Annotated in this window: 18 protein-coding genes and 4 tRNA genes; 13 read left to right on the top strand and 9 right to left on the bottom strand. The window is 69.7% G+C overall.

Translation table 11 applies throughout. The annotated features are described in order from the left end of the window. Positions 1-60 precede the first annotated feature (60 nt). Positions 61-996, bottom strand: coding sequence for a helix-turn-helix domain-containing protein (locus ACZ6SF_RS01290; RefSeq protein WP_466059646.1), 936 nt, complete (start codon positions 994-996; stop codon positions 61-63). Positions 997-1197: 201 nt separating this feature from the next. On the opposite strand from ACZ6SF_RS01290, the gene ACZ6SF_RS01285 reads away from it, so the two are divergent. The 6 genes from ACZ6SF_RS01285 to ACZ6SF_RS01260 all read left to right on the top strand — a co-directional run bounded on the left by ACZ6SF_RS01285 (position 1198) and on the right by ACZ6SF_RS01260 (position 6200). Next, complete coding sequence (locus tag ACZ6SF_RS01285) at positions 1198-2034, top strand: mycofactocin-coupled SDR family oxidoreductase (RefSeq protein ID WP_466059644.1); 837 nt, start codon at positions 1198-1200, stop codon at positions 2032-2034. Positions 2035-2047: 13 nt separating this feature from the next. Next, positions 2048-3247, top strand: coding sequence for an alpha/beta hydrolase family protein (locus ACZ6SF_RS01280; RefSeq protein ID WP_466059642.1), 1200 nt, complete (start codon positions 2048-2050; stop codon positions 3245-3247). 303 nt (positions 3248-3550) lie between these two features. After that, a complete protein-coding gene (locus ACZ6SF_RS01275) occupies positions 3551-4426 on the top strand; it encodes a TIGR03619 family F420-dependent LLM class oxidoreductase (protein ID WP_466059640.1) in 876 nt (291 codons plus the stop codon). 47 nt (positions 4427-4473) lie between these two features. Beyond that, positions 4474-5307 carry an enoyl-CoA hydratase/isomerase family protein gene (locus ACZ6SF_RS01270; protein WP_466059639.1) on the top strand — a complete coding sequence of 278 codons (834 nt, stop codon included), beginning with the start codon at positions 4474-4476 and terminating at the stop codon, positions 5305-5307. A gap of 129 nt (positions 5308-5436) precedes the next feature. Further along, positions 5437-5787 carry an ADP-ribosylation/crystallin J1 gene (locus tag ACZ6SF_RS01265; protein ID WP_466059637.1) on the top strand — a complete coding sequence of 117 codons (351 nt, stop codon included), beginning with the start codon at positions 5437-5439 and terminating at the stop codon, positions 5785-5787. Between the two features lie 149 nt (positions 5788-5936). Then, positions 5937-6200: a hypothetical protein gene (locus ACZ6SF_RS01260; protein WP_466059635.1), complete on the top strand. Its 264-nt coding sequence runs from the start codon at positions 5937-5939 to the stop codon at positions 6198-6200. Between the two features lie 345 nt (positions 6201-6545). Here ACZ6SF_RS01260 and ACZ6SF_RS01255 read toward each other — a convergent pair. Beyond that, positions 6546-6617: transfer RNA gene (locus ACZ6SF_RS01255), tRNA-Val, on the bottom strand. Positions 6618-6963: 346 nt separating this feature from the next. On the opposite strand from ACZ6SF_RS01255, the gene ACZ6SF_RS01250 reads away from it, so the two are divergent. From ACZ6SF_RS01250 to ACZ6SF_RS01240, 3 genes are all read left to right on the top strand, one after another. Next, a tRNA-Gly gene (locus ACZ6SF_RS01250) sits at positions 6964-7036 on the top strand. 45 nt (positions 7037-7081) lie between these two features. Beyond that, positions 7082-7152: transfer RNA gene (locus ACZ6SF_RS01245), tRNA-Cys, on the top strand. A 1-nt stretch (position 7153) separates the two neighbouring features. Further along, positions 7154-7228 (top strand) — tRNA-Val (locus tag ACZ6SF_RS01240). Positions 7229-7463: 235 nt separating this feature from the next. On the opposite strand, the gene ACZ6SF_RS01235 is transcribed toward ACZ6SF_RS01240, so the two are convergent. After that, entirely contained in the window at positions 7464-7769 is a 306-nt protein-coding gene (locus ACZ6SF_RS01235; RefSeq protein WP_466059634.1) for a hypothetical protein, read from the bottom strand. A 289-nt stretch (positions 7770-8058) separates the two neighbouring features. On the opposite strand from ACZ6SF_RS01235, the gene ACZ6SF_RS01230 reads away from it, so the two are divergent. Together ACZ6SF_RS01230 and ACZ6SF_RS01225 are read left to right on the top strand one after the other, a co-directional pair. Next, complete coding sequence (locus ACZ6SF_RS01230) at positions 8059-9285, top strand: helix-turn-helix domain-containing protein (RefSeq protein WP_466059632.1); 1227 nt, start codon at positions 8059-8061, stop codon at positions 9283-9285. A 269-nt stretch (positions 9286-9554) separates the two neighbouring features. After that, complete coding sequence (locus ACZ6SF_RS01225; protein ID WP_466059630.1) at positions 9555-10535, top strand: XRE family transcriptional regulator; 981 nt, start codon at positions 9555-9557, stop codon at positions 10533-10535. A gap of 56 nt (positions 10536-10591) precedes the next feature. On the opposite strand, the gene ACZ6SF_RS01220 is transcribed toward ACZ6SF_RS01225, so the two are convergent. Beyond that, positions 10592-10963 (bottom strand): hypothetical protein, encoded by a 372-nt coding sequence (locus tag ACZ6SF_RS01220; RefSeq protein WP_466059628.1) that lies wholly within the window; start codon positions 10961-10963, stop codon positions 10592-10594. A gap of 130 nt (positions 10964-11093) precedes the next feature. Continuing rightward, positions 11094-12200: a baeRF11 domain-containing protein gene (locus ACZ6SF_RS01215; protein ID WP_466059626.1), complete on the bottom strand. Its 1107-nt coding sequence runs from the start codon at positions 12198-12200 to the stop codon at positions 11094-11096. 288 nt (positions 12201-12488) lie between these two features. Between ACZ6SF_RS01215 and ACZ6SF_RS01210 the strand changes: the two genes are divergently transcribed. Then, positions 12489-13694 (top strand): hypothetical protein, encoded by a 1206-nt coding sequence (locus tag ACZ6SF_RS01210; RefSeq protein ID WP_466059624.1) that lies wholly within the window; start codon positions 12489-12491, stop codon positions 13692-13694. Between the two features lie 18 nt (positions 13695-13712). On the opposite strand, the gene ACZ6SF_RS01205 is transcribed toward ACZ6SF_RS01210, so the two are convergent. The 3 genes from ACZ6SF_RS01205 to ACZ6SF_RS01195 all read right to left on the bottom strand — a co-directional run bounded on the left by ACZ6SF_RS01205 (position 13713) and on the right by ACZ6SF_RS01195 (position 18322). After that, on the bottom strand, positions 13713-14597 hold the full coding sequence (locus ACZ6SF_RS01205) for a hypothetical protein (RefSeq protein WP_466059622.1): 885 nt from the start codon (positions 14595-14597) through the stop codon (positions 13713-13715). Positions 14598-14778: 181 nt separating this feature from the next. Further along, positions 14779-15732 carry a LysR family transcriptional regulator gene (locus tag ACZ6SF_RS01200; protein WP_466059621.1) on the bottom strand — a complete coding sequence of 318 codons (954 nt, stop codon included), beginning with the start codon at positions 15730-15732 and terminating at the stop codon, positions 14779-14781. A 7-nt stretch (positions 15733-15739) separates the two neighbouring features. Beyond that, a complete protein-coding gene (locus ACZ6SF_RS01195) occupies positions 15740-18322 on the bottom strand; it encodes a flavin-containing monooxygenase (RefSeq protein ID WP_466059619.1) in 2583 nt (860 codons plus the stop codon). A gap of 201 nt (positions 18323-18523) precedes the next feature. Between ACZ6SF_RS01195 and ACZ6SF_RS01190 the strand changes: the two genes are divergently transcribed. After that, positions 18524-19057, top strand: coding sequence for a GNAT family N-acetyltransferase (locus ACZ6SF_RS01190; RefSeq protein ID WP_466059617.1), 534 nt, complete (start codon positions 18524-18526; stop codon positions 19055-19057). A 28-nt stretch (positions 19058-19085) separates the two neighbouring features. Here ACZ6SF_RS01190 and ACZ6SF_RS01185 read toward each other — a convergent pair whose 3' ends face one another. After that, positions 19086-19886 (bottom strand): tyrosine-protein phosphatase, encoded by an 801-nt coding sequence (locus tag ACZ6SF_RS01185; protein WP_466059616.1) that lies wholly within the window; start codon positions 19884-19886, stop codon positions 19086-19088. Positions 19887-19970 lie beyond the last annotated feature (84 nt).

The following is a 19970-nucleotide window of genomic DNA, read 5'->3' as shown; positions in this document are numbered from 1 at the left end:
CGGGCACCCTAACCATCCCGCGGGCGGCGGGCCAGTGCGCGCCGGACCGCCCGGCGCGACTCAACCGCGCGGGTTGCGACCTCCGAGTTCGGCGGTGAGCTCTCCCGCGGCGGTTTTCAGGGCCGTCCCACGCTCGGCGATCTCGGATGCCGTGAGGTCCGACTGGACGCTCAGGGCGAGCAGCAGCGATTGCTGCCCGTCGGCCCCGAAGGTGGGGGCGGCGACCACACCGACCCGATGCACCGAATCCGGTCCGCCGCCCTGCACTTCGTCGTGCAGCAGCAGCCGCCGGCTCCCCATTCCGGCCAGCAGTTCGGTGATCAGGGCGCGCAGTTCGGGGGAGACCTCGCGGGCGCCGGCCCCGCCCAGCAGGCGATAAACCCGTTCGAGCTGGGGTGTCAGATTCTCGGCCAGATACCCGGTGGTGCGGCATTCGACCGCCATCCTCCGCAGTTCGCCGAATTCGATACCCGCCAGCCACGCGTGCCCGTCGCGCGCCTGCCGTTCCAGTGCGTCGTCGGACTGCCACAGCGCGTACATCAGTGCGGTGGGCAGCGCGAAGGGGAAGATCTGCCCGACGCCGACCGGCGCGCGGACCCCCTGCGGGGTGGCGACATCGAGAACCATGAATTCGTCGCCGACCCGCCCCGACGCCACGCACATGACGCCGAACCGCCGGCTCAGCCGCGTGAGCCGTTCGGAGACGACGGGCTCGGGGGCGAAATCACGTTGCGCGGCGCGGCCCGCGGTGACCAGCGCCGGCCCCAGCCGGTAGGTCTTCGTCCCGGAGTCGCAGCGCAGGTAGTCGCGGGCGGTGAGCTCGGTGAGAATCCCGAGGCAGGTCGGCTTGCTCATGGCACAGCGCCGCGCCAATTCCGACAGGCCCAGCGGCTCACCCTCGTACCGCACCAGGAAATCCAGGAGCTCGACCACGCGGGCGGTGGGCGGCGAGGCGCTCCGGCCGCCGCCCGATCGGTCCACTGCGTGATCGGCCATTCCGGCCACCCTAGCGGATCGCCGATGCGCCTCTACCGCGTCGGTTGAAATATCGACCACCTCATGTGGGCCGCTCCGCTGCGACACCACCGCCGCCGTTGACCCCACGGCAGCGCCGGCGGTACCGTGACCGCCACCACAATCTACCGCATCGGTCGAATATTGGACCGATCCCGCCGACCTCGAAATGAGTGATCTCTCGTGAACGCATTCGCCGGCCGCATCGCCCTGATCACCGGAGGTGCGCGCGGTCAAGGCCGGGCCCACGCGGTGGCGCTCGCCGAACAGGGCGCCGATATCGTGCTCTGCGACCGCTGCGCGGACAGCCCGGTCGTCGCCTACCCACTCGCGACACCGGCGGATATGGCGGAAACGGTCCGCCTGGTCGAAGAGCGCGGCCGGCGATGCCTGGCCCTGCAGGCCGATACCGGGGACCGCGCGGCGATGGAAGCGCTGGTCGCCCGGGGTATCGACGAGTTCGGTCGCATCGATATCGCCATCGCGAACGCCGGAGTGTCGGCGGCGGCGGCCGTGCCGCAGATCTCCGCGGAACTCTGGGACGAAGTGATCTCGACCAATCTGACCGGCGTCTTCAACACCGTCGCCGCGGTGGCCCCCGCCATGATCGCCGCGGGCTACGGGCGGGTGGTCACCGTCAGCTCGATGATGGGACGTTCGGCGGCCCCCGGGATGGCCGCCTACAGCGCGACCAAATGGGGCGTGATCGGTATGACGAAGGCCGCCGCACTCGAGTTCGCGCCGCACGGCGTCACCGCGAATGTCGTGGCGCCCGGCAATATCTCGACTCCGATGGTGCACAACGAGGCGCTCTACGCGCGGATGCGCCCCGACCTCGAACGTCCGGGCCGCGCGGACGTCGAGCCCGTATTCGCCGCACTCCATGCCCAGCCGGTGGCATTCCTCGAGCCGGAGGAGGTCACCCGCGCGGTGCTGTTCCTCGCCGACGAGAAGAGCGCTCATATCACCGGCACCGTCGTCCCGGTCGATGCCGGCGCGGCCGCCCGGGTAACCGCCTGACCAGGAGCCGAACATGTTCGAACGCCGCCCCTCCCGCCGCCTGCGCGCGGCCGTCACCGCCCTCGCGACCGCGGTCCTGTGCGCCGCCGGCGCGTCCGGCACCTCGGCCGCCGGTCCCCCGCATCCCGGTCCCGCGGCCGGTGGCAAACTGCTCACCGCACAACCGCTGACAACCGCCGCGGCACTGCCGAGCGCCGCCCGGACCGACCTGATCACCTATACGTCCAGCGACGCGCACGGCCGCCCCATCGTGGTCTCGGGCACGGTCGCGATTCCCGCGACGCCACCACCTCCCGGTGGATGGCCGGTGCTCAGCTGGGCCCACGGAACCACCGGCTACGCCGATCCGTGCGCCCCGTCACGGGATACCGCCACCGGCCCGGTCCACGACTATCTGGGCCAGGTCACCGAGATTCTCGACACCTGGGTCCAGCGCGGCTACGCCGTGGCCCAGACCGACTATCAGGGCCTGGGAACCCCCGGCGGGCACCCCTATATCCACGGGATAAGCGAGGCGAACACGGTCACCGATATCGTGCGCGCGGCCCGCTCCGCCGACCGTGGCATCGGCCGCGACTGGGTCGTCGCCGGCCACAGCCAGGGCGGCCAGGCGGCACTGTTCACCGCGCAATACGCCCGCGCCCGGCAGCCCGAGTTGTCTTTGAAAGGCGCGGTGGCCATCGCCCCCGGCGGTATCGACCTGGCCCGGATGGTCGAATTCGTCGACAGCGGCAGCCCCGGCGCCGAGGCGGCCGCGGCGTTCGTCCCGCTGATCGTCCTGGGCGCCCAAGCCGCCGAACCCGCCGTCGACCCCGCCCGGCTCTTCACTCCCGCCGCCGAACCCCTGGTGCAGGCCGCCCGCACCGGCTGCCTGGCCCAGATCCGCGAGGTGCCCCCGGTCCCGCCCACCGAGATCTTCGCTCCCGGCGCCGATTTCGCCCCGCTGACCACCTACCTGAAGGCCCAGGATCCGTCCGGCACCGCCCCCGAGGTCCCGGTGATGATCGCCCAGGGCACAGCCGACACCTTGGTCGGCAAACCGAGCACGGACGCACTCGTGGACACCCTGTGCCGAAAAGGAACCGACCTCGGTTACCGGGTCTACGAAGGGCAGGACCACCGCGCGACCATTCCCGCCGCACTGGCCGACACCCGCGAATTCGTCACCGCGGTACTGGCCGGCCGGCGCCCACCCGGCACCTGCCCGGGCTGACCGGGGAACCGGCGACAGTCCCGCGGAACTACCACCAACTCCCGAAGAGAGGGATATTCTCCAAAGGAGAAACCACATTTTCACCATCGGCTCGGTCCCGCGGACGGCCGCGCCGAACGGACAGCGGGCGAATCGGGTCGACGTATCCGCCGGTCCCGGACGGACGCTCGGGACGGGATCGATCATGTACCTGCAACGCCTCGGCGACGAACTCGAGATCACCGGGCTGCTGCACCGATACGCCCCCGCCGTGGACATCTGGTTCACCGATCCGCCGCGGAACCGGCCGCGGTAGGCGCCGCCGTGGAGTTCTGGACCGGTACGGCCTTCATGCCGACCGCGGATTCGATTCGAGTGGCCGGAATGCTGGACGAGGCCGGATTCGACGGGATCGTGGTCTCCGATCACCTGATCTATCCGCGCGCGCTGACTTCCCCGTATCCCTCACCGACGGGCGTGCCGATGTGGGCACCCGAGACCGCGTGGCCCGACTCCTGGATACAGATCGGGGCGATGGCGGCGGTGACGGACCGCATCCGGTTCACCAATGCCGTCTACATCGCCCCGGCCCGCCCCCTGCTGGAGGTCGCCAAACAGGTGGCCACGGCCGCGGTCATCGCCGGCGGCCGAGTGGCGCTGACGGTCGGCGCCGGGTGGATGCGAGAAGAGTTCGAATTGCTGGGCCAGGATTTCACCACTCGCGGCCGGCGGCTCGACGAGATGATCGAAGCGCTGCCCGCGCTGTGGCGCGGAGGCTGGGTGCAGTGGAGCGGGGAGCACTACCGGATACCGGAATTGATGATCGAACCGCATCCGCCGGCACCGGTACCGATCATGTGCGGCGGCGAATCGGAGGCGGCCCTGCGGCGCGCGACCCGTTTGTGTGACGGGTGGGTCGGCAGTGCCTACACCTGGGAGGAAGCGACAGAAAGGGTGGCGACGCTGCGCGCGCTGCGCCGCGAATACGGCCGCGAGAACGAGCCGTTCGAGATCATGCTGGCGCTGCGCGAACCGCCATCGGTCGATCTGTTCAAACGCGCCGAGGACCTCGGCGTCACCGCGATGATGTGCAGTCCGTGGGCCGGAGCCGGAGCCGTCTCGACAGGCACCGGCGAGTCCGCCGACCGATACCGCGAGCCCATCGAACGGTTCGCCGAAGACATCCTGGCCGGGATGTAGTAGCCCGCTTCCGGCCGCTCCGAAAAGCCTCGCACGAAAGAGATCCGATGACCGACACCCCGACCCCACCACCCGGCCCGCGCCCACCGGACGGAGACTGGCTGGGAACGCCCTACCTCCGGTTCACCCGCGAAGGCCCGCTCGGTATCTGCACGCTCGACCGGCCCGAGGCACGTAACGCGATGACACCGGCCATGTATTTCGGCATCAGATACGCGGTCACCCTGGTCGGGCGCGACCCCGATCTGGCGGGCCTGCTGATCACCGGCACCGGCGATGTGTTCGCACCCGGCGGCGATATGGGCGGCGGCGGCACGGACAACTGGATGACCTTCGGCTCGGCGCTGGGCATGGACGCACTCCCGTTCGATACCCTGCGCCAGTCCGCGAAACCGGTGGTGGCGGCCGTGAACGGGTTGTGCCAGGGCGGCGGACTGCAGATCGCGCTGTGCTCCGATATGTCGGTGGTGAGCGAACGCGCCACGTTCCGGGTGCCGGAGCTCTACCGCGGGATCGCCGACACCTACTACAGCCAGATGCTCGCCCGGCTGATCGGACCGGTGCGCACCCGCGACCTCATGTTCACCGGCCGCACATTGACCGCGCACGAGGCACTGGACTGGGGCATGATCGCCCGCGTCGTCGCCCACGACGCGCTGGCCGACACCGCCCGCGAAGTCCTCGCCCAATGCGCCCGCACCGCACCGAACGCGCGCGCGGTGGTCAAAGCCGGCCTGGACAACTACCTCGGCCTCTACGACCGCATCGGCATGCAGTCGAGCCTCGGCGCACCGGAATCGGTCGAAGGCTTCCGGGCCTTCAAAGAACGCCGATCACCCGATTGGGTCCATCCCGGACTCCGGCTGGACGGACGCCTCTAGCGTCTCGCAGACGTTCACCCGCCGCGCGGCCGCCGAGAACACGACCGCCCGGCAGCCCGCGAATAAGGACTGGCCGCTCGCTACTCGGACAGGGCATGATTCGCCGAGCCGAACTGCCGAGGAACAGCGATGGATGAACGCGAGACACTGACCCTGTGGCGCCCCACCGGCCCGGAGGAGCTGGCGCTGGTGGAGGCATCGGGGTGGACCGCGTGGCCGCCCCGGCTGCCCGATCAGCCGATCTTCTACCCGGTGCTGAACGAGGACTACGCGATACGTATCGCCCGAGACTGGAATGTCGCGGCCTCGGGCGTCGGCTACGTGACCCGGTTCCTGATCGATGCCGAATTCGCGGCGAGGTATCCCATACGCCAGGCAGGCGGGCAGACAATCCTCGAACTGTGGGTGCCCGCCGAAGAACTCGAAGAGTTCAACCGCCACCTCGTGGGCCGCATCGAAGTGGTCCGGGAATTCCGGTAGCCGATCCGATTGCGCGGATAGTCGCCCGGCCGAATTCCAGAATCCGGTGTACCGAGCATCGGTCGAACCACGACACCACCGACGGTCTGCAAGAATCTCGACATGATCGACCAGCCCGAACGAGGCTTCAGCGCAAACCGGCTACGCCGATGATCCGGTACGAGGTGCACAACTACGACGAGCAGGACCGGCAGTGGCGAGTCGAGCCCTACGGGGACGATGTGACTCTCAAACCGCACGAGACCATGACGGTCGACTTCGAGCACGCCACAGACGTTGTCATCGAAGTGAGTCTGTTCTCCGAAGGACTCTCAGAGCTGTGGGTTCATGCCGATCTAGAGCACCGAACACAACTCTTTCCCGACCACCTGAAACGCGACGGCGTCTCGGTGTGGCCCGAGGGCAACAAATAGCGACCTACCGGTCGCCGGCCCCGCCGAGTACTGGCCTGCATTATGTTCCCACGCCCCCTCCGCCCTCGAGGGCACCTACGGCGTCGCTCCGCTGATAGCTTCGCCACCCTTGACCGCGGAGCCCCTACGCGGGAAGAGCAGCCCAATCGGGGCAGGCGGGTAGCCGGCCCCACCAATGCGCATGCCACCACCCGGCAGGGCCATCCCGTGGCACCTCCCCGTGCAAGATACGTGCAACTCGCACCGGATCTCGGCGGTACGCGGCGGTCGATTCCGGACCTTCCACACAATCGGACCCGGCATCAAAAATCCCCCTGACCAGGTGATATGTCAGGGGGATCGGCGTGGTCCCAGCTGGTTTCGAACCAGCGACCTTCCGCGTGTGAGGCGGACGCTCTCCCGCTGAGCTATGGGACCGAGGTGAACCGTCCGGGAGGCTTCTTCGATACCCTCCGAACGAGTAGGAACCTTAACACGCACCACCCATCCGCCACCAAATCACCCTCTTGTCATCTCTTCCCGGGAGCGCAGTCTCCGAATCCCGTCGCAGCCGATACGGACTTCGGGGCCCCGCCTCGAGGGTGCGGCTCGCCCGCTACCCAACATGGCGACGATCACCGTCACTTGCGCCCACATCGGCGACCGCAAATGACAAGCGTGTTGTTTACCCGCCACTACCAGGCGATTTGTAGGTTTCGCCGAAGGTGGGCTAATGTTCTGTCTCGCACCACGGAGGACACAACAGCCCCCGGGGATGCGAAATGCGGATGTAGCGCAGCTGGTAGCGCATCACCTTGCCAAGGTGAGGGTCGCGGGTTCGAATCCCGTCATCCGCTCGAGAGGTAGGGCCAGGCGCATTGTATGCCTTCCCCCCTTTGCGCGGTGGAGTGGCCGAGTGGTGAGGCAACGGCCTGCAAAGCCGTGCACACGGGTTCGATTCCCGTCTCCACCTCGCGCGATTAGCTCAGCGGGAGAGCGCTTCCCTGACACGGAAGAGGTCACTGGTTCAATCCCAGTATCGCGCACCACGGCAATACAGTTCGAAGGCGCTTTTCGAGAAATCTCGGGAAGCGCCTTTTCTGTTCTGACAGCGCCGCACTCATAGCGAGTCGATCGGGTCTACGCCAACGCGAGAATGATAAGGCCCCTCCTCGTTGGTATCTCGCTCGGCCTCCGCCTGCGGAGCCGTAGGTTCCGGCCACACGATCGCAGCTACCAGGACGGCCAGCGGCAGTCCGGCCGCCACCACGAACCCCAGGGTGATCAATCGCCCACCCCTGCGATGAACCATCGGGCAAAGGACAACCGCGGTAGCACCGTTTCCACATCGGCGACGCTCATGACCCGGTTCAACTCGACCGGACCGAGGTGGTGCGGGCCGGGCATGACCACCGCGTCCACATCGGCCGCACGGACCTGGTCGAACAGCGGGAGCACAGACGCGAGGTCGGGCCAGATCACGAGGTAACCGAGATGGCGCGCCAAGCGCTGGACCTGCGCCCGGTCCCATATCACCGAGGTACTGGCATCCAGATCGACGTATCCGAGTGCGGTTGGCCGCTGTCGCATCGAGTGTCCCCTGCCTCTGTCCCCTGCGTTCATGTGGTTGCCACCGCCGCCGAGGACAATCGCGTCGACCCGGCGGCGGTGGCGGAGAGGATCCTGAACCCTGCGCACCTGCGATACCGGTGGAAGCGAACCACCTTGCGAGGTAGGGGGATTCCCCCTACCGGAGGCGCTGGTGGGACCTCACCAGCGGCTCTATCCTGGGATGACCCCTTCGCGGAGAACGTCGCCCGGCCGACAGGCCCGAGTTCATCCACGGAGTGGACCGATCCCGCGAAGAAGGCAGGCCGCTATGCCGACCCCTGACGAACTCGCCGCACGCGTGATAGGCGAGCGCATCCAGAACATCCGCACCCGCACCGGACGAACCCGCGCGGTCGTCGCCGGTCTGGTCGGCCGTTCCGAAGACTGGCTACGCGATGTCGAAAAGGGTCGCCTCCAACGTCCGCCGGCACTGGATATGCTGCTGCGGATCGGGCAGGCCCTCGGTGTGCGAGACCTGACCGAGATCACCGGCGACCACGAGTTGCTGGTGGGCGTGTCCCGCCGCGCCGGGCATCCCGTCGTCCCGGCTATCCGCGAGGCGATCGAGGGGGTCGATCTCACCCCGTCGCCGTCACCGGTCGACACCGCCGAACTCGCCGCACGGGTCGAACGCGCGTGGCGGTTGTGGCACACATCGGTGACGCCGCGTGCCGATGCGGGCGCGATGCTGCCCGAACTGATCCGCGACGGCCGCCGCGCGCTACGTACCCTCGATGGACCCGACCGACGCGCCGCCGCGGCCGCGCTGTCGGGTGCCTACGCGCTCTCCGAGCAAGTACTCGCGTGGGTGGCGGACGCGCCGCTGTTGTGGCTCGCCGCCGATCGGTGCATGTCGGCCGCCGAGATCGCCGACGACCCGATAACGCTCGCATCCGCTTCATGGGTACTCGGCAACGTCTGGCGCTCGACAGGCCGCGAGGAAGACGCGTATCGCCTCGCATCCGAAGCCGCCGCGCTACTCGAACCGCATATGGACGGCGACCGAGACGCACAAGCGCTCTGGGGTGCCTGCCAACTGCACGGCGCGATCACGGCGGCCCGTATCGGCCGCGAAGGCGATGCACTACGCGCCATCGATCAGGCGATGGGGATGGCCCGGGCACTGCCCACCGGATCGACTCACCCCTGGACACTGTTCGGCGTCGCGAACACCGAGATCAGCGCCGTATCCGTACAGGTCGACCTCCGTAAATCCGGCAACGCCTTGGACGCGGCGGGCGCTGTGGACCCGGATGCGGTGCCATCGATCGACCGCCGGGCCCGGCTATGGCTGGAACTTTCCCGCGCGTACGCCCAGCAGCGGGACTGGCTCGGCACCCTCGGCGCACTGCGCACCGGCACCGTTATCAGCGAAGAATCCATGAAATGCCACCCGCTGGCCCGCTCGCTCGCGGCCGAACTGATCACTCACGGTGGCAGGCTCAACGAGCGCGAATCACGGGCACTCGCCGCACGACTCGACGTCACCGTCTGAGGTCGGCCCCGGTCGCGCGGCGGTCGCGCCTGGAGACGCGAGGGAAGTCCTTGTGAGTGGCGAGTCACCGAGGGCGGGAGCCGCGCCGGGTCCGGCAGTCGTTGCCGCTGTGGCTATCTCGCCCGGCGGGTCGCTCGCCGGGAACTGGCAGAACAACGGCCGGCACCAGCACGAACAGCGGGAGCCCCACAATGCTGGAGACCGGACAGCGCCGGATACGTCCCGAACATATCGCCGCCGATGTCGCGGTTCTCGGACCGGGTTCGCTCATGTTCACCGAACAGGAGGACGGCAAGCAGGCGGCGACGGAATGGTTTCAGCGCGTCGCCGCGTCCGACGTAGGTGGCGACACCCTCGACCGTCTGGAAATGGCGGTCGATGATCTCGCGGCGAGCTATCCGACCACACCACCGGGTGAGCTACTGGTGAGGATTCGCCGGCATCTCGGCTATGCCGCGCGGTTGATGGACGGTAAGAAGACACTGACCCAGCACCGCCGGTTACTCGTCACGGTGGGGTGGCTGTCGCTGCTGGCAAGTACGTGCCATATCGACATCGGCGAGCTACCCGCAGCAGCAGCACGCGGACACCTCGCATGGAACCTCGCCGAGGAAACGGAGCACCGCGAAATATCGGCGTGGTGCTTGGAGACGCGAGCGTGGCAGCAACTCACGGACGGTCGTTTCGCCGTGGCGGCCGAACTGTCGCGCGCCGCGCAAGCCATCGCGCCCGAGGACGGTTCCGCGTACATACAGGCCACCGCGCAGGAGGGGCGCGCGCTGGCGCGACTGGGAGACAGCACGGGCACATACGGCGCGCTGCGCAAGGTCGCCGGACTGGTGTCGGGCCTGCACACCCCGGACCGGCCGGAACATCACTTTCGGTATGACCCGGCGAAGTCGGACGCCTATGTCGCGACGACGTTGTCATGGCTCGGTGACCCGGCCGCCGAATCCTACGCCCGGAACGTGCTCGCGGACCTCACCGGTTCGACGTCTGTCAGGCCGCGCCGGATCGCGTCGGCGAACCTGGACCTGGGTCTGGCGCTCACCGCCGCCGATAAGCCGGAGGAGGCGGCAGACGTAGCGCTCGCCGCCGTGACCTCGGGTCGGTTGGTGCCCTCGAACTACTGGCGCGTGTCCGAAGTCGTCGCCCGGATCGAGGACCGCGACCGGGTCGACGCCGCAACGGTCCGCGAAGCCTTCCGCGACACCTACCCGGCGAACTCGACGAGCTCGCGTAGCAGGTAGGTGCTCGTCCCGGCCCGGCGCATCACGGGATGAACGCGGTCACCGACAGCGCCGGGTCACGTGCGATGTTCCGTCGAGTTCTCTGTCCGCGGCACCTCGGGAACTTCTTCCCGGCCCGGCACGAAGCCTCCGTCCACCGGCCACAGATCGAGTTCGATGTAATGATCCGGCAGTTCGGTACTCAGCCGTCCCAGGAGAGCCCGGCCACTCTGCTCGTAGGCGCGGGCCGCTGCCGGCGACGACCAGCCGGTGTCATACCGGAACAACCTTTCGAAATGCTCCTGCCACGCGCGCAAATCTCGGTCCAGTTCCCCGGACAGGCCGAGCGACCTACTGTCCGTGGGCCCGTCGGTGCGCCACAGCGGCCAGACGCAGCAGTAATCGGACATGAGGCGTAACGAGCGGTCGGGCGGTCGATCGTCGGGCACTCGACAAGGGTAATCGGGCAGGGACGCGACTACCGGTTCGATCTCGTTATCGCGCAACAGCGTTGACCCGATGAGATTCGCAGGGCCCGGACGTCGTGTGTGTTGATGACAGCGAGTGGCCGACCCTGACCTACAGCGCGTAGCGGAGCAGGCCCGCCGCCTGCGCGTCGCCGGGGAGATCGGTGGCGCGGACGGCGAGCACGCGACCGCCGGTCAGCAGGACCCGGCGGGTGATCTCGTCGAGGACGCCGGTTTGCCCGTCGGTCGCGGGTTCACCGAACGCGACCGCTCCGGCGGCGGAGACCGTGCCGGGGACCGAGGCCTCCATATCGACCAGCAGCGTATCGACGGCGCCCGCGGACGCGGCGCGCGCGAGGTCGGAGAGGTCGGTGGCGGCCCGGCCCTCCCCGCGGCGCAGTTCCAGCAACTCCACCAGTTCGGCCAGCTGGGCCGCGTAGTGGCGGTCCAGGATCTCCCGGGAGCGGGCGGCGAGTTCGGCGTCGGAGACCTGCTCGGGATTTCCGGGGATGCTCTCGCCGAGCAGGTTGGGGTAGCTGTTCACGCTCCGGAACAATGCGTCGATCGGCTCGGTCGCGGCCAGGATCAGTGGAACATCGCGGCCGGTGAGCAGGTCACGCAGTTCGGCGTCGATGGCCCGGGCGTACTGCCGCTGGCGCATCTTCCGGCCTTCGTCGCCTTGGACGCGGCGTTTGGGGGCGCGGTCGCCCAGGCGCGCCTTCCCGGCGTGATCGGCGGCACTGGTGGGCAACCCGGGAACCGGCACTGTCCGGGCCGGGCGGTCGGGGGTGATCTCCACCAGCCGCACCCCGCCCTCGGCCAGCGCGAGGACGAAGGCGGTCTGGGGGAAGGTCACGGCACGCAGCAGCGGCGTGAGATCGAACCGGTCGCCCACCGTCTCGGAGGCGGGCAGCCGGTTGGGCACCCGATAGGTGCGAATGCGGCCCGGGGTGGCCAGTACCACCAGCGTGCGCGACTGGAACCGCCAGAACATGGCGTCGTCGATATGGACGTCGAACTCCTCGTCCAGGGCGGCGCGCGCCTCGGGGTCGGTGACCGATTCGAGAACCTGCCGGGCCTGATTCGAGAAGGCGATCCGGTCCTGATCGGGGTCGGCGAGGTCGGACTCGGTGGGTGTGTAGATCGAGACACACCAGTCGCCGCCGGCTTCCGCGAGGGTTTTGATCTCATCCCGGGTCGGGATATCGGTATGCAGCACGCCGCCTCCACCTCGGTCGATCTCGACGACATACCGCCGGACCCGGTTCCTCCGTGTCCGGCGGCTGCCCTGGCCGGGGCTTCGGCCGGCGTCGATCCGGCCGATCCCCACATCAGCAAACTCTCGGCAATGTTCATTAGAGCACACGGGGAGCGCCGCGGGGTCCGCCCCGGGTGGGGGTCGCGCGGACCGGGCCCGCGTGCGGGGAAAACCTGTCGGGTGCCCCGGCTATGCTGGCCGACACGAACTCGAGCCGATCCAGCATCCGGGTCCCGACAGGGGGTATGAGTGCAGACGGAGCCAGCGCGTGACACCGCGTACGACGAGCCGTCCGCCGATTCCTTCCCCGACGATCTGCGCGACCATCTGTCGTTCGGTCCCGAGGATTGCGCGCAGGTGCTGGCGGAGCTGATCGACGACTACGCCGTGGACCGGGAACGGGCCGCGACGATTCTCCGGCTGCGGCTGGGAGTCTCCGGTGACCGGCCCGAAACCCTCACCCGGATCGGCGCGCGCTGGGATTTCTCCCGCGACCGGGCCCGTCAGCTGCATACCAAGGCGGTGGGCGAACTCCTGCGGCATACCGCGCAGGCGGGGCGGTTGCCGGTGCCGGAGTTCGCCCGGCGCTACGCCGTCGGCACCCGGGATACGGTGCTCACCCGCGCGCTGCTGGCCGAAACCTACGCCACCGATACCGATCTCGCGGTCAACGACCTTTCGTACTTGAAATTGCGGCTGGCGGGGCATTCCGCGGCCGATGCCAAACGGGTGGCGGGTTTCGTCACCCAGCGGGTGGTGGCATGGCGCAAGAAGACCAACCATCTGCTGTCCCGGTTGCGCGAGGACACACCGGCCGGGCCGCCGGCCCCGTGGCCGCACAAGATCGACTGGCCGGGAGCCGGGACGGCGGCGCCGATTCCCACGGTCGCGGCCCGGGCCTTCGACCTCGACGACGACGGCCGCGGCCGGTTCTATCTGCACAAGCCCGGCCGCGATATCGGCTTCGATTCCGGGCTCGAGGCGCGGCTGATGCGGCTGCTCGACACCGACGACCGGATTCACACCTTCCAGGAATATCCCGACGCCGTCGGCTATCGGGTCGACGGTGAGGAACGCCTGCATTTCCCCACCCTGGTCGCCGAACTGGGCGACGGCCGCCGGGTATTGATCGATGTGCAGCCGCTGGGACATCTCGGTTTCCACGTCAACCGGGCGAAATCGGCCGCCGCGCGGGCCTGGGCACACGAGAACGGGTGGGGCTGGCTGCTGTGGACCGGCAGCGCCGTCGGGGAACGGGAACTCGCCGCGCACCCGGTCCCCGCCGCGATCGAGACACGGCTGACCACACTGCTCGCCAAAGGCCCGGTCCGGCGCCCGGACATCCGGAGCCTGCGCGACGACACCGGGCTCGACCTGCTCGACCTGATCGCGCTCACGGTCCGCAACGAATGGCGCTGGGACCGTGCGCCGTTCCGGCTGACCGCCGCCTCCTGACGGCGGCCGGCCCCGCGATCAGGGTTTGACGAACATGGTGGCGGCGATGAACGTGGCCAGCAGCAGCATGACGAAAACCGTGATCACCTGCCAATTGTCGATCGTCTTGTGCAACCGGCGGATGGTGTCCTCCAACGCGCGGTGCACCCGCTCCTGATCCGCGATCCGGCGGCCCACCTCGGCCACCGACTCCGCCTGCTCCCGCGCCCGCTGCGCGGTGCGCTCCACCCGCGCATGCGCCTTGGCGAGCTGGCGTTTCTTCTCCCGCACCGATTGCCGGGCCACCGCCAGCGCGGTCCGCTGCTGCATCAACTCCTGGCGCTGCTGTTCGAGCATCAGCGCCTGGGTCCGGGTGTGCTTCTCCCAGTCGGTCACCGCTGCCCATCCCTTCCTGAAATGGTCGCGATAACCCCACGCGACCTCACCCGCAACCCACTGCCGCAGGAATTCCCGCAGCTCGTAGGGGCGCTCGTCCGGCACCACCAGCCCGGTCGGCCCCTGTTCCAATATCCCGTGCACCGCCCGGTACTCACACGACTCGGGCGACAGATCCGCGATACCGAGCGCCGGCAACTGGGACACCCAGAAACCCGGTGCGCACAACCACAGCACCGTGGAACAGCCCAGCGCTTTCAGCCGATCGGTATGGTCTTGCGCGAGTTGCTGGGTCAGTGGGCCGGTGCGCACCTCGATGGCGAATTGTTCACCGCCGCGCCGCCACCAGACGTCCACGGTCATCGGGCCCACGCGGTGATCCACGACGGCCTCGTCCGCCCCGAAGGCGAGCAGCCGGCTCGCCAGCCAGTACTTCAGTCGCTGTGCGTTCCACTGCGAATCGACACAGCGGGTACAGCGGCAACCGTAGCCGGGGGTGGCTTCCTCCTCGACCGGATCCGTGGTCACCGGAGCATCGGAAATCCCCAGATCGGACAGCATCGTCCGGCGCCCACACCGTATTTCAGCCCGCCGCTTCGTCTGCATGCGACCACCCATCTAACCCGTACACCATGTCGGCCCCGGCACCGACCGACACATTCCAGGGTGCGCCACAGACACCGGTCACCGCCAGGAATCTGCCCAGCAGTTACCCAAGTGGGACCCGCCGAACCTTCTCGCCGCCGACTGTCCCGGTCACCGGATCCGGCACCGCGAGCGCGCCCCGCAGGAGTGTGCGCAGCCAGGCATGACCCGGATCGGGCGTATTGCGGGGATGCCAGGCCAGCGAAATGGTCACCTCCGGCAGCGGCAGCGGGATCTCGAACGAACACAGGCCGAGCGCGGGCAGCGTCGTCTTTGCGACGACCGCCGGCGCCGGGCATACGACCTCCCCGGACCGCGCCGCGAGCAACGCCGTGGTGAGGTCCGGGACGGTGGCCACCACCCGCCGGGTCCGGCCGTGCAGGGCGAGCCGGTCGTCGATGGGCCCGCGGGCGATCCCGCGCGCCGAGACGCTGATATGCGCGGCGGCGGCGTAGGCGGCGACGGTGACGCGCTCGGTGACCAGCGGATGGCCCGGGGCGGCCACGCCGAGGAGCCGGTCGCCGCGAACGCGTTCCACCCGGGTCTGCGGGTCCGCGCGCGCGATCACACCCACCTCGACGTCCACGCGTCCGTCCCGCAGCCCGCTCACCGAACCGGCCGGATCGGGCGGAACGAAGCGCAGGGTCACCCCGGGGGCCCGGGTGCGGACCTCGGCGAGCAGCCGGGCCGCGAGTTCGGGTAGCACCGCGTCGTCCACCTGCAGGGCGAAACCGCGCACCAGGGCGGTCGGGTCGACGGTGTCGGGTTTCGCCAGCAGCGCCCGCCCCTGCTCGACCAGCGCGCCCACCTCGAATCGGAGTTCGAGAGCGCGCGGCGTGGGCACCAGCTGCCGACCGGCGCGAACCAGCAGCGGATCGTCGTACACGCGCCGCAGCCGGCCCAGGGTGCGGCTCATGGCGGGCGGCGAGGTGTTGAGCCGTTCGGCGGCGAGGGTGACGCTGTTGGTCTCCAGTAACGCGTGCAGGGCGACCAGCAGGTTCAGGTCCAGATCCGGCACGCCGGAATCAGGTTCGCCGGGCGGCGCCGGTGGTCTCGGCCGACTCCTCGGACGCCGCGTCCGCGCCGGTATCCGGCCGTGCCGTGCCGGTGCCCTGTCCCTCGGCGTCCTGCGCGGATCCGGAATCGGAGTCCCCCGCGGAGTCGGCGGACCGTTCCGTGGCGGACCCCGGCGAGCTCTGGGATTCCGGCGTAGGCGCCGTGATGGACTCGGCTGCCGAAGATTCGGCTCCCGAAGCGCTCGACGGTGACGACGACGCGGGATCGGGTGTGCCGGCCGGCGCGGGGTCGGCATTCCCGGCGGGGTCCGGTGTCCCGTTCGTCCCGTTCCGGGAGGACGGCTCGGCCGGTACCCGGTTCGGGTCGTCCGTGGAGTCCGCTGTATCGACAGCCGTTTCGGCACGACCCGAGGTGTCCGAGCTACCCGGAGCTTCTTCGGCGGTACCGTCCGGCGATTCCGCGGGCTCCGTGACGGCGCCGGAAGGCGCCGCCGACAGTTCCGGTTCGGTGACCGCGCCCGGATCGTTCACCGGGGTGCCCGGGGCGGGCTTTTGTTCCCCCTGCGCGGCGGGCCCGTTCCCGGCCGGTGCGGTGCCCGGCTCGGGGCTCGCGGACGGTCCGGCTTCCGGGAGCGGTTCGGTCGGCGGCATCTCCGGCACTCCCGAACGCATATCGATACGCACGGTCGGGCTGTTGGACCGCGCGGCGATACCGGCGGCCCGCTGCTCGGCCGCGGCCCGGCGGGCGGCCTCCGCGGCGGCGGCGGCCGATTCCGCGGCCGCGCGGCCCGCGCTCGCGGGAGCGGGTGGTGTGGCCGCGTGGGGGGCCGGCGGAGCGGCCGGTGGCGCCGGCGGCCGGATGGGCTGCGCGGGCGGCCCGGCGGGACGTGGTGCCTGTTCCACCGGGCGGGTCTCGGCAGTGGCGCCGGGGGCGGGCAGGATCTTGGTCTGCACGGCGGCATTCGCGGCGATCGCACCCGGTATCTGCACCGTGGGCGAATCCGCGGGCACCTCGACCGCCGGCCGCTGCTCCCCCGCCGGCGCGGGCTGCGCGGTCTCGGGGGTGTTCGCCTCCGCGGTTTTCGCGGGGGCGGCGGCCCGCCGGTAGGCGGGACCGACCGGACCCCGTTTGCGGCGGGACAGCACCTTGTAGTCGCCCGGCCGCACCGGCCGCACCCATTGCGCGGCCCGGGCGCCGGCGGACAGCCGGACCCCGAGGTCGGCCAGCAGTTCGTCGATCTCACGGATGGCGTACGGGGTCACCGCGCACCCGTGCGCGTGATGGCCGCCGGTGTGTTCGTCGAGCCAGCGCAGCCGGGCGTCGATGCGCTCGGTCATCGTCTCGTCGGGCGGCAGGGTCAGCGCGCCGGTGAGCAGCGCGGCGGTCCAGTGCGCCCCGACCTCCGCGCCGACCGCGCTGAGCAGCGACGAGTTGTATCCGGCGAAGGTCAGATGCGGTACGTCCAACGGCAGGATCTGCCGGTACAGCCGGAAATTGCCGTGGTCGTCGGTGAGTTGCCGCTGCACATACGGTGTCAGGAACGGCACCCGTTGCTGGAAACCGGTGGCGCAGACGACGATATCCGCGCGCACCCGCTGCCCGTCGGAGAGTTCGGCGTACGGCCCGGAGGCGTCGCCGCCCAGGCCGGCCACCCGGGTCTGCCCCCGGACGGTGATGCGACCGTCGCGCACCTGCTGGGCGAAACCGTCGGTGGCCAGGCCGAACGCGGCCTCGGGCGCCTGCTCGAACCGGCTGCCGGGCACCAGGCCCAGCTCCGCCGCCCCGGACCGTTCGGCGACCAGTGCCTCGACGAGATCCAGATTGCTGTCCCGGAAGGAGCGTCCGGGCCCGTTCAGCAGCCGTTCGAACCGGCCGGGTTCGGGATGGCGGAAATGGGCGGCGCCGGTCCGGGTGAGCAGCAGCCGCTCGGCATCGAGACCGGCCGCCGGCCGGCGCGGCATCTTCCACATCAGCCGCCGGGCCACCACGGTGGTCCCCGCGGCCACCCGGCTGATCTCGGTGGCCAGATCACAGGCCGCGACACCGTACCCGACCACCACGACCGACCGGTCCCGCACCGCCTCGACGTCCAGGAACTGGGTCGAATGACCCAGCTGGCCACCGGCGCGCGCGAATTCGGCGGCGCCGGCGAACTCCGGGACCTCGGGGTCGCTGAAGACGCCGTTGGCGATCACCAGGTGATCGCAGGATGTCCGGTGCACGCCGTCGATATCGCGGATCTCCAGCAGCCAGCCGCCCTCGACCGGATCGGCCGCCACCACTTCGGTACGCAGCCGGAGCTTGTCGGTCAGGCCGAAGGCGCGCACATAGCTCGCCAGATACTCCTGCATCCGCGCACCGTCGAGCACCCGGGGGTAGTCGGCCGGCATCGGATGGTCGGAGAAGTGGTAGGTGTTCTTGCTGCTCTGCGCCCGTAAGCCCGGGTAACGGCGGGTCTCGCTCCACACGCCGCCGATATCGGGGGCACGATCGAACACCTCGACCGCGAACCCATCCTCAGTCAGGACCTTCGCGCAGACAAGACCCGCGATACCCGCACCGACGATTGCGATGCGGTTCCCGCTCCTCATGGGCGAGAGATTACGTCGGATGCGTCCGGAGGCAAAGCCGGAGCCCTTCTCGACTGCATCGGCGCAGGTCGGGTGAAACCCGGTAGCGGCCCGCGGGTTCGGCGCGGACACCACCGCGGCGGTGGCCCGACCTGCGGACATCACCGGGCGATGGCGCATCTGCGGCACTGCCGTGCGGGCCGCTGTGGTCTCATTGGTGCTATGACCACTGTCACCGTGGACCGGGCCGGGCTGTGGGACGCCGAGGCGCTCAGCGATGTCGCCGCGGCCACATTTCCGCTGGCCTGCCCACCGGACGCCGATCTCGACGATATCGAGGTGTTCCTGGCGGACGTCCTGTCCGGGGAACGGTTCGGCGAGTATCTGTCCGATCCGTCCCGGACGGTGCTCAAGGCCGTCGCCGACGGCGAGATCGTGGGCTATGCGATCCTGCACGGGGATACACCCGGCGATCCGGCGATCGCCGCCGCGGTCGCGCTGGACCCGGTACTCGAGATCAGCAAGATGTACGTGCTCCCCGGCCACCACGGAACGGGTGTGGCCAACGCGCTCATGCAGGCCGCCCTGGAACGGGCCCAGGGCGCGGGCTACGCCGGGATCTGGCTGGGCGTCAACCAGGAGAACGTGCGCGCGCAGCGCTTCTACGCGAAATTCGGCCTCGAACAGGTGGGCACGCGGACCTTCACCGTCGGCCGCCAAGTGCACCACGACTACGTGATGCGCCTGGCGTTCTGACTCCGGCGGATCGGCCCGGCGGCGGGGATCAGCCCAGCATCCGCTGGCGCAGGGTCTGCACCTCGTCGGCGCTCAGGCCCAGCCCCTCGCTCACGTAGCGGTCGAAGGTGCCGTAGCTCGCCGTCACCTGATCGAACGCACCGTCCAGCCATTCGCGCTGCACACCGGCCATCGGATCACCGGGGGCGGCGGCGCGATAGTGGTTGGACAGCAGATAGTCCTCGGTGACGGTGTCGCGATCGACGCCCAGGAGGGTGAGCAGCACCGCCGCGACCCAGCCCGTGCGGTCCTTACCCGCCGTGCAGTGGAAGACCACCGCCTGGCCGTCGGGAATCGTGGCGATATCGCGCAGCACCGCGGCCACCGCGCGGTCGGCGCCGGGCGCGGTGATGAACGCGCGGTACAGGTCGGTACCGCCGGCGAGGGTGGACATCAGTTCCGGCAGCGGGGCCGCGCCGATCACGTCGTACCAGTTGGCGCGGGCGCCGGCCGGCAGGCGGTCGGGGCCGAGCGCGCGCTCGTACACGGTCCGCAGATCGTCGACCACGCGGACGCCGCGCCGGTTCAGTTCGTCCAGATCCGCGGGGGTGAGATTCATCAGCTGATCGGTGCGGTAGACGACACCGGTACGGACGGTGCGCCCGTCGACGGTGCGATAGCCGCCGACGTCGCGGGCATTGGGCGCCCCGGTGAGATGCAGGGACCGGTCGACCGCCGGTGCGTCCGTGGCGGCCGGTGGCGCGGCGGGTGCGGCCGCGGTGACAGGACCGAGCGCCACCAGCACCCCGGTGAGGACCGCGGCGGGAACGCGCGCCGAACGATGGATCATGACCGGACTCCCCTCGGTGTTCGACGGCACCGCGACCGTGGCGTGCCCGGTCCAGCAAACCAATCCGCGCCCGCCCGGTCAACC

The sequence above is a fragment of the Nocardia sp. NPDC049935 genome (genome assembly GCF_055586645.1).
This window is presented reverse-complemented; position numbering and strand designations above follow the sequence as displayed.